Annotated in this window: 10 protein-coding genes; 4 read left to right on the forward strand and 6 right to left on the reverse strand. The window is 66.4% G+C overall.

Annotation, left to right across the window (positions count from 1 at the left end):
- Positions 1–82: 82 nt before the first annotated feature.
- From ACYKG1_RS12365 to ACYKG1_RS12380, 4 genes are all read right to left on the reverse strand, one after another.
- Complete coding sequence (locus ACYKG1_RS12365; protein ID WP_005409967.1) at positions 83–409, reverse strand: thioredoxin family protein; 327 nt, start codon at positions 407–409, stop codon at positions 83–85.
- Positions 381–848, reverse strand: coding sequence for a flavodoxin (locus tag ACYKG1_RS12370; protein WP_083797426.1), 468 nt, complete (start codon positions 846–848; stop codon positions 381–383). Before ACYKG1_RS12370 ends, ACYKG1_RS12365 begins: the two co-directional genes overlap by 29 nt.
- A gap of 25 nt (positions 849–873) precedes the next feature.
- Positions 874–1914 carry a ribonucleotide-diphosphate reductase subunit beta gene (locus tag ACYKG1_RS12375; RefSeq protein WP_100472937.1) on the reverse strand — a complete coding sequence of 347 codons (1041 nt, stop codon included), beginning with the start codon at positions 1912–1914 and terminating at the stop codon, positions 874–876.
- Between the two features lie 71 nt (positions 1915–1985).
- Positions 1986–4349: a ribonucleoside-diphosphate reductase subunit alpha gene (locus tag ACYKG1_RS12380; RefSeq protein ID WP_478470635.1), complete on the reverse strand. Its 2364-nt coding sequence runs from the start codon at positions 4347–4349 to the stop codon at positions 1986–1988.
- Positions 4350–4780: 431 nt separating this feature from the next.
- Between ACYKG1_RS12380 and ACYKG1_RS12385 the strand changes: the two genes are divergently transcribed.
- Positions 4781–5758, forward strand: a complete 978-nt coding sequence (locus ACYKG1_RS12385; protein WP_478470636.1) for a zinc-binding dehydrogenase — start codon at positions 4781–4783, stop codon at positions 5756–5758.
- 88 nt (positions 5759–5846) lie between these two features.
- On the opposite strand, the gene betT is transcribed toward ACYKG1_RS12385, so the two are convergent.
- Positions 5847–7826: a choline BCCT transporter BetT gene (gene betT / locus ACYKG1_RS12390; RefSeq protein WP_100472946.1), complete on the reverse strand. Its 1980-nt coding sequence runs from the start codon at positions 7824–7826 to the stop codon at positions 5847–5849.
- A 193-nt stretch (positions 7827–8019) separates the two neighbouring features.
- Complete coding sequence (locus ACYKG1_RS12395; protein ID WP_478470637.1) at positions 8020–8400, reverse strand: VOC family protein; 381 nt, start codon at positions 8398–8400, stop codon at positions 8020–8022.
- 150 nt (positions 8401–8550) lie between these two features.
- Between ACYKG1_RS12395 and ACYKG1_RS12400 the strand changes: the two genes are divergently transcribed.
- The 3 genes from ACYKG1_RS12400 to ACYKG1_RS12410 all read left to right on the forward strand — a co-directional run bounded on the left by ACYKG1_RS12400 (position 8551) and on the right by ACYKG1_RS12410 (position 13028).
- Positions 8551–9069, forward strand: a complete 519-nt coding sequence (locus ACYKG1_RS12400; RefSeq protein ID WP_478470638.1) for a sigma-70 family RNA polymerase sigma factor — start codon at positions 8551–8553, stop codon at positions 9067–9069.
- A complete protein-coding gene (locus ACYKG1_RS12405) occupies positions 9066–10010 on the forward strand; it encodes a FecR family protein (RefSeq protein ID WP_478470639.1) in 945 nt (314 codons plus the stop codon). The genes ACYKG1_RS12400 and ACYKG1_RS12405 overlap by 4 nt, the downstream gene beginning before the upstream one ends.
- A gap of 69 nt (positions 10011–10079) precedes the next feature.
- On the forward strand, positions 10080–13028 hold the full coding sequence (locus ACYKG1_RS12410; RefSeq protein ID WP_478470640.1) for a TonB-dependent receptor: 2949 nt from the start codon (positions 10080–10082) through the stop codon (positions 13026–13028).
- Positions 13029–13062 lie beyond the last annotated feature (34 nt).

The following is a 13062-nucleotide window of genomic DNA, read 5'->3' on the forward strand; positions in this document are numbered from 1 at the left end:
CACGCCATGCGTGAATGCCTTTACGCGGTGTGGGGTCAGAGCCCTTGCCTCTGGCAAGGGATCCGACCCCGCCATCTCCACGCTACAGATGCAACGCGATCGCGGCCTCGATCTGCTGCGGCGACTGGAACCCGGCCAGGCGGGTACGTTCGTCGCCGTCACGGAACAGCGACAGCGTCGGCGTCTGCCGCAGCCCCAGTTCCCTGAAGAACGCCTCGCCCAGCACCTCCAGCTGCACGCGCAGCAACGTGGTGCCCTGCCCCGCCACGCTGTTGGCCACACGGTGCAGCGACATCTCCAGCATCCGGCACCCTGGGCACTGGTCCTTGTGGAAGTCCACCAGCACCCTCGGGTGTTCGGCCAGCAACTGCTGGAACTGCTCAGGCGTGGTGGCGTCGATGATCTGCATCGGTGTTGCTCCAGTAATGGGCCAGGACCGCATCGGTCCAGGCCTCGATGGCCGCGGCATGGCGTTCGCCATGCGGCATCTGTTCGATCTCCAGCGGCGGGTAGTCGCTGCGGAAGTAGCGGATCAGGCGGTGCACGGCACCGCAGTAGTACTCCTGCCCCCACTGCGTCTCGCCGGTGCCGAACACCGCCAGCTGCCGTGGCCGCTCGCCGCGCTCGGCGATGCCGGCCACCCACGCCTTCATTTCTGCCGGCGTGCGGCCGGCGTTGTCGGTCCAGCAGCCCAGCAGCACCAGGTCGGCCTCATCGGCCGCCAGCGGCGGTGCCTGCCGCAGGTCGTCGGCCTCCTGCCAGTGCACGGCATGCCCCGCAGCGCGGCAACGCTCGGCAATCTGCCGGCCGAGCTCGCGGGTATTGCCACTCAGCGAAGCCACCACCAGCAGGATGCTCAGCGCCGCGCCGGGCTCAGAGGTCGTCGAAGCCGTTGTCGACGTTGGTCTTCTTGTAACTTGCATTGCGCATCTCGAAGAAGTCGGTCTTGGTCTCGGTGAAGTTGTCGGCGTAGGCCTTGATCCACGGCATCACGTTGTCGGTGGTGTCGCTGTACAGGCGCTCGATGCCGAGCATGCCGGCCATCTTGTTGGCGCGGTACTTCACGTAGCGTGTCATTTCCTCCACATCGATGCCGTCGATGCCGTCCAGCACTTCCGATGACCACTCGGTCTCCAGTTCGATGGCGTGCTCGAACGCCTGGTGCACATAGGCGGTCAGCTCGTTGGTCTGCAGCTCCGGGTTCTCGCCGATGATGGCGCGGATCAGCTCGCTGATGAACTTGGTATGGGCCAGCTCGTCGCGGTTGATGAAGCTGATGATCTTGCCGGTGCCGGTCATGCGGTTCTGCCGCACCATGTTGTAGAAGTACGCAAACCCGGAATAGAAGTTGATGCCCTCCAGGATCGAGGACTGGATAAGCGACTTCAGCAGGGTCTCGGCGGTCTTCTCGCGCATGAAGTCGTCATACGCGCCCATGATCGGTGCGTTGCGTTTGATGATGGTCGGATGGGTGCGCGCCAGTTCAAACACCCGGTTCTGGTTCGGCAGGTCGGTGATCGAGGCCAGCACGTAGCTGTAGCTTTCGTTGTGGATCACTTCCTGCTGGCCGATGATCGCCGCGTTGGCATGCGCGGCCGGGTCGGTGATGTACTCCGCCACGTTGTAGATGAACCGCGTCTGCGGCGAATCGAGCGTGGCGAGCAGGCCGATGATCGAGTCGTACGCGTTCTTTTCGCGCGCGTTGAGCTCGCCGTACTGGCGGGCATCAAGCTTCATGTCGACCTCGTCGGGAATCCAGAAGTTGGTCGACAGCTCCTTGTAGGCCCGATAGAACGACGGGTATGGGATGTCGTTCCAGTTGAGGATGCCGCTGGTGCGGCCGTTGATGATGCCGGTGCTGCGGTTGGGATGGCGCGGTTCGAGGATCTTGATGCGGTCGAGGGGGGTTGCCATGGGTTTCTGCCTTCGTTCTCTTTCTATCGTGTTGCCGGCCAGCGGCCGGCGCTACCGTGGGTCAGCGGTGGTCAGCTGGAGCACCACTCGCATTCGCTGATGTCGATGTCGTTGGAGCGCACGTAGTAGGTGGTCTTCAGGCCCTCGCGCCAAGCGCTCAGGTGCAGCTCCAGCAGCGTGCTGGCGCGGATCGTGCTGGGCACGTACAGGTTGAAGCTGATCGACTGGTCGACGTGGCGCTGGCGGCGGGCGTTCTGGCGCACGCTGGCGAACTGGTCGACCTTGTAGGCGCCCTTCTCGTAGTACGGCCAGGTTTCCAGCGACAGGCCCGGCGCCGCCACTGGTCGCCGGAAGTCCTTCTTTTCCTCGTAGTAGAACGCGCTGTAGATCGGGTCGATCGAGGCAGTGGAACCGGCAATCTGCGCGGTGCTCATGTTCGGCGCGACCGCCAGCAGCCAACCGTTGCGCAGGCCGTGCGTGGCGACCTCGCGGGCCAGGCTCTCCCAGGCCGCGCCGCTGTAGTCGCGATCACTGAAGTAGCGCCCGCTGTGCCAATCGCTGCCGGCGAACATCGGGTAGCTCCCTTTCTCCTTCGCCAGCTGCGCGCTGGCCTGGATGGTCAGGAAATTGATGCGCTCGTACAGGCGGTCGGCCAGCTGTTCGGCATCCGGCGATTCCCACTGGATCGCCTGCTGCGCCAGCAGGTGGTGCCAGCCGAAGGTGCCCAGGCCGATGGCGCGGTACTTGCGGTTGGTGATCGTGGCCTGCGGCACCGGCAGTGCATTGAGGTCGATCACGTTGTCGAGCATGCGCACCTGGATCGGGATCAGGCGCTCCAGCACGTCGGTGGCCAGCAGGTCATCCGGTGCACTGATCGCCCGGCCGAGATTGATCGAGGACAGGTTGCAGACCACGAAGTCACCGGCGCGGCGCGTAGTAACGATCTGGTCGCCGCTGACGATCTCCTGGATCATCCGCGTCGGGCTCATGTTCTGCAGGATCTCGGTGCACAGGTTGCTGGAATAGATCATGCCCGCGTGCTTGTTCGGGTTCCGCCGGTTGACCTCGTCGCGGTAGAACAGGAACGGGTTGCCGGTCTCCAGCTGGCTGAGCATGATCCGCTTGAACAGATCGATGGCCTTCACCGTGCGTCGGCTGATGCGCTCGTCGGCCACCAGCTCGGCATAGCGGTCGCGGAAGCTGCCCGAACCACGCTTCTCGTCGTAGAAGTCCTGCAGGTACCAGCCCTTGGCCTGCTTCACCTCGTGCGGATCGAACAGGTACCAGTCGGCACGGCGCTCGACCGCTTCCATGAACAGGTCCGGCACGCACACCGAGGTGAACACATCGTGCGCGCGCAGGCGCTGGTCACCGTTGTTGAGGCGCAGGTCCATGAAGGCCTCGATGTCGCGATGCCAGATGTCCAGGTACACCGCCACCGCGCCCTTGCGCTGGCCGAGCTGGTCGACCGATACCGCGGTGTTGTTGAGCTGCTTGATCCACGGCACCACGCCACCGGAGGAATTGGGCACGCCACGGATCGGCGCGCCGCTGCTGCGCACGTAACCGAGGTAGGCCCCGACGCCGCCGCCGTGCTTGGACACGCGGGCGATATCGGTATTGGAGTCGTAGATACCCTGCAGGCTGTCATCCACCGTGTCGATGAAGCAGCTGGACAACTGGCCGCCGACCTTGCCCGCATTGGCCAGGGTGGGCGTGGCCACGGTCATGTACAGGTTGGACAGCGCCCAGTAGGCTTCGCCGACCAGCTGCATGCGCCGCTCGCGCGGCTTTTCCTCCTGCATCAGGTACAGCGCGATGGTCAGCCAGCGCTCCTGCGGCAGTTCGTAGACCTCGCGGCTGCGGTCGCTGGCCAGGTAGCGCGTGGCCAGCAGGTACAGGCCGTTGTAGGCGAACAGGCGGTCACGATCCGGATCAATCATCTCACCGGCCTGCTGCAGCTCTTCCTTGGAATAGCAGCGCAGGATGTCGTTGCTGTAGATGCCGCGGTCAGCCAGGCTTTCCTGCAGGCCCACGTAGGAGCCGTACTTCAGGCTCACATCGTAGAAACGGTTGCGGCTGGCACGCTTGTACAGGCGGCGCAGGTAGATGCGCGCGGCAAACTGCTCCCACTCCGGCGCGACCAGGTCCACGCGTGATTCGGCCTCACGGATCAGCAGATCGACCAGGTCGTCGGCGCTGATGCTCGGCTTGCGCTCGACCATCGCCTGCACCACGCGGCGGTAGTCGCTCACATCCAGCTGCGGGAACTCGGCATGCACCGCATCGATGCTGCGCTGCAGGCGCTCGGCGTCGAACGGCAGGCGGCGGTTGCCGGCTTCCTTGGTGATCCAGGTCGGCACGCGCTCGCCACCAGCGCGCAAAGCGTCGCCGGCGCCGGCCAGATCGGCCGCGCGGTAGGTGTTGTCGGTCATGGTCCTGCGTCTCCAGGCTCGCACGCACGGTGCGTGGATGCCGTGGCAGCCCTGCACGCGATACCGGCGCACGGGGCGATCGGGGTGGGATGCCAAAGCGCGGGAACACCAGGTCGTCGGCATGCGCCTGCGCCTGCGGCCGGTATCCGGGCCGTGGGGGCGACCTGTGTCCGCACGATGGCGGCCGCGTCGACACGGCAAGCCTTCAGGGGCGGGCCGCGGGACGTTTGCTGCATGTCCGGCGGCGGCGGCTGACCGGGAGTGACGGCCACAACATAGTGGGGATATTCCGAGCCGTCAACACAAGATGCGGTAATCACGACATGCCGCGACGATCCGTCGCAGGATGCCGTGTTGCAGCGGCGACGCCTTGTCGACATCCCCTGCGTCCCCAGTTCGATACAACTTCAACTTTCATCGGAACACCGCCCATGCGCGCTGCCCAGTACTCCTCCTTCGGCAACCCGGCCGACGTCCTTGCGATTGCCGATGCCGCCCTGCCCGAGCCCGGCCCCGGTGAGGTGCGCATCCGCACCGTGCTGGCCTCGATCCACAACCACGATCTGCTGACCGTGCGCGGCCTGTATGGCTACAAGCCGACGCTGCCGGCGATCGGTGGCAGTGAAGCACTGGGCGTGGTCGATGCACTCGGCGACGGCGTCGACGGCCTGCAGGTTGGCCAGCGGGTGGCCGCCGCCTCGGTGCATGGCACCTGGGCCGAAGCTTTCATTGCACCGGCACGCATGGTGATTCCGATGCCGGAGGCGATCCCCGACGAAATGGCCGCACAGCTGATCGCGATGCCGCTGAGCGCGTTGATGCTGCTGGAGTTCCTGCGTGTCGAAGCGGGCCAGTGGATCGTGCAGAACACCGCCAACGGTGCCGTCGGCAAGTCGCTGGCGATGCTGGCGCGGGCGCGCGGCGTGCACGTGGCCAACCTGGTGCGCAACGCCGATGCCGTCGCGCAGCTGCAGGCACTGGGCATCGATCACGTGTTCGATACCTCGGTGGACGGCTGGAAGGATCGCGTGCGCGCCGCCACTGGCGAAGCGCAGGCGGCGGCCGCAGTGGATTCGATCGGCGGTGATGCCAGTGCTGATCTGGTCGACCTGCTCGGTCACCACGGCACCCTGGTGTCGTTCGGGGTGATGAGCGGCGAGCCGATGCGCATTCCCGCCGGCGGCCTGATCTACAAGGAAGCCACGGTGAAAGGCTTCTGGGGCAGCAAGGTCAGCCAGGCGATGGCGGTGGAGGACAAGCGCCGGCTGGTCGGCGAGCTGCTCAAGCGTGCGGCCGGTGGTGAACTGACACTGCCGGTGGAGCAGGTCTTTGCACTGGACGACATCGCCCAGGCGGTGAAGGCTGGTGCCGGATCGGGCCGCAACGGCAAGGTGTTGCTGCGGCCGTGATGGCCGGGCAACCGGGGTCAGATCCCTTTGCGTTGGAAAGGAGCTGACCCCCGGGAGGAGTGCGGACCAACGGTCCGCACCCACCGAATCAGCGGCTCAGGTGCAGGAACTGCAGGTGCCGTTCGTACTGGCTGATGATGTCGTTGATGATCTGCTTGCGGCTGTAGCCCACCAGATCGTAGTCCTGGCTGCCTTCGTACAGATGCACTTCGGCGCGGTAGTAGCGCTGGTTGCGCAGCTGCTGTGCGGCGAACGACGGGGTCAGATAGCCACTGAGGATTACCCGGTACTGGAAATCCTGCTGCTCGCCGTGATTCACCGACAGCTCCATGTCACCGGCTTCAAAGCGCGTCGCCACATCCCAACCCTGCCCTCGCAGCTGCTCGGCCACCGCCTCCATCGCCGGCTTCACGGTGTCGTCCATGAAGCGGTAGACCTGGTCGCGCACCGGGAAGTGCATGGCCTGGCTCAGGCGCTGGCGCCAGCCCTGGTGGTGGCGGTCATCGCCGATCAGCGGCGAAGGCCGGTATTGCTGCGCGCGTTTGCGATGCGACTCATCGCTGAAGGCGCGGGTCAGGCCCCACATCATCAGCAACAGCACCGCCGAGAACGGCAGCGACGCCAGCACCACTGCCGATTTCAATGCATCGATGCTGCCGGCCAGCAGCAGACCAGCGGTCAGCACCGCGATCACCGTGCCCCAGAACACACGCAGCCAGCGCGGGCCATCGTCCTCCGGCGCACCGCCGTGCGAGGACAGCGTGGACAACACCACCGCCCCCGAATCCGCCGACGTCACGAAGAAGATGAAGCTGACCAGCACCGTCACCGCGATCACCGTGCGGCTCCACGGATAACCATCCAGCAGTGCATACAGCACGGTCGGTGGGTCATCCACCGCCAGCTGCGCCAATTGCTGCTGGCCGTGGTGCAGCACCTGGTCCAGCGCGCTGTTGCCGAAGATCGACAACCACGCCAGGGTGAAGCCGAGCGGGATCAGCAGCACGCCGAACACGAACTCGCGGATGGTGCGGCCACGCGAAATGCGCGCGATGAACAGGCCGACGAACGGCGCCCAGCCGATCCACCAGGCCCAGTAGAACACCGTCCAGCCACCCAGCCATTCCGGCCGGCCGCCATAGGCATACACGTCGAAACTCTTGCCGACCACGCTGCCCAGGTAGTCGCCCAGGTTCTGCATCAGCGTGCTCAGCAGGTACTGGGTCGGCCCTGCGCAGAGCATGAACAGCACCAGCGCGATCGCCAGCAGCATGTTGATGTTGGCCATCCAGCGCACGCCCTTCTCCACCCCGGAGACGGCCACGGCCACCGCCGCGCCCATCATGCTGACCACTAGGATGATCTGCACCAGGTTGGAGTGCGGGATGTTGAACAGGTGCGACAAGCCGGCGTTGAGGTGCAGCACGCCGAAGCCCATGTCGGCGCCGATGCCGAACACGGTGGCGACAATGCCCAGCGCGTCCACGGTGTAGCCGATCGGGCCATTGATGCGCTTGCCGATCAGCGGGTACAGCGCCGAGCGCAGCGCCAGCGGCAGGTTGTGGCGGTAGGCGAAGTAGGCCATCGCCATCGCCGCCAGCGCGAACACCCCCCAGCCATGCAGGCCCCAGTGCAGGAACAGCAGCTGCATGGCCTGGCGCGCACCGGCTTCACCGGCCGCCGGATCGCCCTGCGGCGGCTGCAGGTAATGGGTCAGCGGTTCGGAGACGCAGAAGAAGAACAGCGTAATGCTGATGCCTGCGGCGAACAGCATGCCGGCCCAGGAAAGGTAGCTGAACTCCGGCTCGTCATGGTCGGCACCAAGCTTGATGCCACCGTACTTGGACAGCGCCACGCCGACCACGAACACCAGGTACAGGGTCATCGCCAGCAGGTAGTACCAGCCGACATTGAGGGCGGCCCAGTCCTGCGCCTTGACCAGAAGGCGGCCCGCACCGAGCGGGAACAGGCTGACGAACAGCGCGAACGCCACGACAATGATCGCCGCGAAGGCGAACACAGGCCGAAGGGTGCGCACCGGGGATTGTTGCGGCTCCAATGCTTCCATGGGGCGGCGTTCTCCGGCAGATCAAAGGGTTAGCCGACCGATTCTGGCTGAACCGCAGTGGACAGAGCATGAAGTTGCGGCCTGCGGTCGCAGGCCGCACTGGTGGTTCCGTGTTATCACGCGCGCGCCGGAGCGTGCCTGCGAGCACAGCCGCGCGGGCCGCGTGTGTCGCGGCCACGCGCGTACTGGCCAATCACGACATTACGTGCACCGCGCACAGCTTGTTGCCATCCGGATCGCGCAGGTAGGCCAGGAACAGCTGGCGCCCGGCCATGGTGCGGATGCCGGCCGGGTCTTCGATGGCGGTGCCGCCATGGGCCACGCCCGCATCCTGCCAGCCACGCACGGCCTCGGCGCTGTCGAGGGTGAAGCCGATGGTGCCACCGTTGGCATGGCACGCCGGCTGCCCATCGATCGGTGCAGTGACGATGAACATGCGGCCATCCTTGAAGTACACCAGCCGACCCTTGTCATCGAAGACACCCGCACGGGCGCCCAGAGCTGTGAACAGGGCATCGTAGAAGCGATGCGCGGCGTCCATGTCGTTGGTTCCAACAGTGATGTGGCTGAACATGCGGGCACTCCTTGTGGAAAGCCGCAGTGTCGGCGAGCGCGGCGGGCATCGCAAATGCACGCCTTCGGCCCGCTGCTGCGTGCGCAGGGTTTGTCGCGCGCCGCTCGATCACCCTATAATGGGAATCATTCTCATTAATGATCGATGCCGATGGCCGTGCCCGCCGCCTCCAGCACTGCGCTGGCGGGGTTCTACCGCGAACACCATGGCTGGCTGCTCGGCTGGCTGCGCCGACGTACCCACAATGCCGACTGCGCCGCCGACCTGACCCAGGACACCTTCCTGCGATTGCTCAGCCGTCGCGTCGATCCGTCCGAACTGCGCCTGCCGCGTGCCTATCTCAGCACCATCGCGCACGCCCTGCTGGTCAACCACTGGCAGCGCGCGGACCTGGAGCGCGCCTACCTGGCCGCACTGGCTGCGCAACCGGAGCCGGTGCACCCGTCCGCGGAGAAGCGCACGCAGGCGCTGCAGCTGCTGCATGCCATCGCCGACATGCTGTCCGGCCTGGCCGAACGCCCACGCCGTGCGTTCCTGCTGGCACGACTGTCCGGCCTGGGCTATGCGGAGATCGGCCAACAGCTGGGCGTGTCCGAGCGCATGGTCAAGAAGTACATGGCGCAGGCGATGCTGCATTGCCTGCGCCTGTCCGGCGACGCCCCGGCATGAATGCCGCACTGGCCAGCCCCGCGCTGGAGCAGGCGGCAGAGTGGTTCGCGCTGCGCCAGCAGGGCTGGAGTGACGGCGACCAGCAGCGCTGGCGCGCATGGCTGCAGGCCGATACCCGTCATGCCGATGCGTGGCGCCGGGTCGAGACGGTCTGGCAGTCTTTTGCTCCCCTCTCTGCACCGGCGGCAGCAACGGCGCTCGATGCTGCCGGCCGTCGCCGCCGTCGCGCGCTTCGCAGTCTCGGTGGCGCCCTCGGCATCGGTGCGGTCTCCCTGCTCGGCCTGCACGGGCTGCGCGAACAACGCGGCCTGCAGACACAGCGCACCGCTGCCGGGCATACCGGGCGCTGGACATTGGCCGATGGCAGCCAGCTGTGGCTCAACGCCGACAGTGAAGTCACGATCGACATCGGCAGCGGCCGCCGCGCCCTGCACCTGCTGCGTGGCGAACTGCTGCTGCAGACCGGCCACCACCCCGCCTTCGCCGACATGCCCTTGAGCGTGCATGTGCCGGGCGCACGCCTGCAGCCGATCGGCACCCGCTTCGCGGTCGGCCGCGAGGCGCAGGGCAGCCGCCTGGACGTGTTCGACGGTGTGGTGCGCTGCCTGCCGCTGTTCGGCGCATCGTTGGACGTGCCCGCCGGCCGTGCGGTGCAGATCGGCCCGATGGGCGGACTCTCCCCGGTGGCTGCGGATCCGCTGCGTGGCGACTGGCAGGACGGCCGACTGCAGGTGCAGGACGCGCCCCTGATCAGCGTCATCGACGAACTGGCGCGCCACCACCAGGGCTATCTGGGCTGTGATCCGGCGCTCGCCGCATTGAATGTCACTGCCGTACTGCCGCGCCTGGACAGCCTGCAGGCGCTGCAACTGCTGGCCCGCGCCCTGCCGATCCGCATCGAGCAGCGCTGGCCGTGGTGGACCGTCGTGCGTCCGCTTTGACATCGCGGTTCCCTTTCTGTGCGCTCACCGGGCACTACAAGGGAACCCATTGCGGATGTTGCCGCCCCCATGAAACTGCCCTGCCCCTCCCCTCGCCCCCTGGCCATCGCGCTGTGCCTGGCCGTGGCCTCCCCGTGCCTGCTGCCGGCCGCCGCCAATGCACAGGACACTGCGGCCGCCATTCGCTGGCAGATCCCGGCTGGCCCGCTCGACCAGGCCCTGACCGCGTTCGGCCAGCAATCGGGCCTGTCCATCGCCGCCGACGCGCACCTGACCCGCGGCCGCCACAGCAACGGCGTGCAGGCCACGCTCGGCACGGATGCCGCATTGGCACAGCTGCTGGCCGGTACCGGCCTGGCGTTCCAGCGTGATGCCAGCGGCGTGGTGCTGCAGGCGGCACCGAACGCCGAAGCCGGCGTGCGCCAGATCGGCACCCTGCGCGTGGCCGGCGAGGCCAGCGAAGGCGCTTCGCCGTGGGGGCTCGCCGATGCCGATGCGGTCTACCGTGACAGCGGCTCGCGCGTGCACCTGGACCACCAGCAACTGGAACGCTTCCGCGGCCAGTCGATCGGCGACGTGCTGGCCGGTGCGGTGGGCGTGCATACCGCAGACGTGCGCAATGGCGGCGCACTCGACGTCAACATCCGCGGCCTGCAGGGCCAGAACCGGGTGCCGGTGATCATCGACGGTGGCCAGCAGGCCATCGACGTGTACCGCGGCTATGCCGGCGTGCAGCAGCGCAGCTATCTGGACCCGGACCTGATCAGCGCAGTCAGCATCGAGAAGGGGCCGAGCCTGGCCGCCAACGCGGCCAGCGCGATCGGCGGCGTGGTCTACATGGAAACACTGAATGTCGATGACATCCTCGACGACGGCCAGGCCTGGGGCCTGCGCGTGCGCGGCGGCGTGGCCGACAACAGCATCGACCGCACGCGCGTGTTCAAGCAGGTGGCGCGTGGCAGCGAGAACCGCAACAGCCTGCGCGACCCGCGTGACTGGAATGGCAGCGTGGCCTTCGCCCAGCGCGGCGAAGACTGGCAGCTGGTGGCCGCTTACGCACGCCGACGCCAGGGCAACTACTTCGCCGGCAGCAACGGTGCGCATCGCTACGACGACCAGCACCTGTCCAGCGGCGGCACGGGCATGTCCAGCCAGGCGGTCTCGGACATGTACCACCCGGGCGATGAAGTGCTCAACACGCACACCGACAACGAATCGGCGCTGCTGAAATTCACCTGGACACCCAACCCGGACCAGCGCCTGGAGCTGAGCCACCGCTACTTCAATTCCAGCTTCGGCGAGATCATGCCGTCGGCGATCGGTCGCGTGGGCGAGTCCAACGAATGGGTGACCTACGTGGACAAGGCCAACACCATGGTCCAGTTCGAGCCAGGGAAAATGCGGGTCAACGCCACCTCGCTGCGCCACCGCTACCGACCCGAGGCGTATCCATGGCTGGACCTGAGCAGCACCCTGTGGTTCACCACCGCCACCAGCCGCATGTTCAACAGCAACATCGCCAACACGCCGCTGTTCAAGGAAATGGCGTCCGACCAGATGCCCGACACGCTGGGCGAGACCTACGGCCCCGGCCTGCAGTCGGACGTGAAGACCCGGCGCTGGGGCGTGGACAGCAGCAACACCACGCGCTTCACCAACGGCCTGGGCGACTGGACGCTGCGCTATGGCGCCGCCTTCCAGCATGAAGACACCGCACCCAACTCGCCGGTGCTGCCGGTGGACTACAACAACAACCGCTACCTGCGCTCGGGCACGCGCCGCGAGGCCAGTGTGGTGGCATCGCTGCAATGGCAGCCGTGGGACTGGCTGTCGCTGACCGCTGGCGGCCGCTTCATCGACTACCGCACCCGTGACCGCAACCGCGTGGCCTTCGTCAGCGAATCGCGCGACCTGCGCTACACCTTCGCGCGCCTGAGCAAGGGTGGCCAGCTGCTGCCGGGCTGGTACAAGGAGTGGTACCCGGATGCACAGGGCAACTACACCTATGACTCGCTGCGTGCCACGCCCTATGGCGACAGCACGCTGGGCCAGGCCTATGACTTCGATGGCTTCATTCCCGATCCGCGCGGCGCCAACGGCTTCTACACCAAGCAGATTCCCACCGCCTGGGGCTACAAGCCGGCGATCCGCCGCTCGGGCCACGGCTTTGCGCCGTATGCCGAGGCGCGCTTCAACCTGGACGCGGACATCTTCTTCTACGTGAAATACGCGCAGGGCTGGAAGATGCCCAGCCTGTTCGAGTCGACGCTGGGCAACAGCACCTCGGCACCGGTGGCTGACCTGAAGCCGGAGAAGAACCGTTCCTGGGACATCGGCTTCAGCCTGCTCAAGCAGGACCTGTGGCGCGACGGCGACCGCCTGGCGTTCAAGGTGGCCTGGTTCAAGAACGATATCGACAACGCCATCACCCGTCGCTTCGATTCCAGCAACTGGGCGTTCTACGTCGACAACGTCGACAACTACACGGTGTCCGGCTACGAGCTGCAGTCCGGCTATGACGCCGGCATTGCCTACCTGGACCTGTCGGCCAGCTACTACCAGCGCGCACGCACCTGCGATGCGGCCACCGCCAAGCGCCTGCGCGAAGACCCGTATGCGAAGTGGAGCAAGCTGGACACTACGCCGGACTGCGTGGACGGTGGCTTCGGCACCTCGTTCGTCAACGCACAGAACCCGCCGAAGTACTCGATCCACAGCACACTGGGCTTCCGCCTGTTCGACAAGCGGCTGGATACCGGCATCCGCCGCACCTACAACAGCGGCCCCACCCACGAACTGGACAAGCCGTGGAACACCACCGGTTCGACCGGCCTGCAGAACATCTACCTGCCGACCGCGATCTATGACTTCTACGCACGCTGGCAGTTCACCCCACGCAGCGAAGTGGAGCTGGTGGTCAGCAACCTGCGCAACACCTACTACATGGACACGCTGGCGATGAGCCTGATGCCCGGCCCGGGCCGCACCACGCGGCTGAACTTCACCGCACGCTTCTGAGTGCTGCAGAAACCGCAACGCCCCGGGGAGATCA

It is taken from the genome of Stenotrophomonas sp. 85239_Sma (assembly GCF_056481725.1).

Coding starts and splice junctions, on each gene's coding strand:
- ACYKG1_RS12365 (WP_005409967.1), bottom strand. CDS start 409: ATGCAGATCATCGACGCCACCACGCCTGAGCAGTTCCAGCAGTTGCTG.
- ACYKG1_RS12375 (WP_100472937.1), bottom strand. CDS start 1,914: ATGGCAACCCCCCTCGACCGCATCAAGATCCTCGAACCGCGCCATCCC.
- ACYKG1_RS12380 (WP_478470635.1), bottom strand. CDS start 4,349: ATGACCGACAACACCTACCGCGCGGCCGATCTGGCCGGCGCCGGCGAC.
- ACYKG1_RS12385 (WP_478470636.1), top strand. CDS start 4,781: ATGCGCGCTGCCCAGTACTCCTCCTTCGGCAACCCGGCCGACGTCCTT.
- betT (WP_100472946.1), bottom strand. CDS start 7,826: ATGGAAGCATTGGAGCCGCAACAATCCCCGGTGCGCACCCTTCGGCCT.
- ACYKG1_RS12395 (WP_478470637.1), bottom strand. CDS start 8,400: ATGTTCAGCCACATCACTGTTGGAACCAACGACATGGACGCCGCGCAT.
- ACYKG1_RS12400 (WP_478470638.1), top strand. CDS start 8,551: ATGGCCGTGCCCGCCGCCTCCAGCACTGCGCTGGCGGGGTTCTACCGC.
- ACYKG1_RS12405 (WP_478470639.1), top strand. CDS start 9,066: ATGAATGCCGCACTGGCCAGCCCCGCGCTGGAGCAGGCGGCAGAGTGG.
- ACYKG1_RS12410 (WP_478470640.1), top strand. CDS start 10,080: ATGAAACTGCCCTGCCCCTCCCCTCGCCCCCTGGCCATCGCGCTGTGC.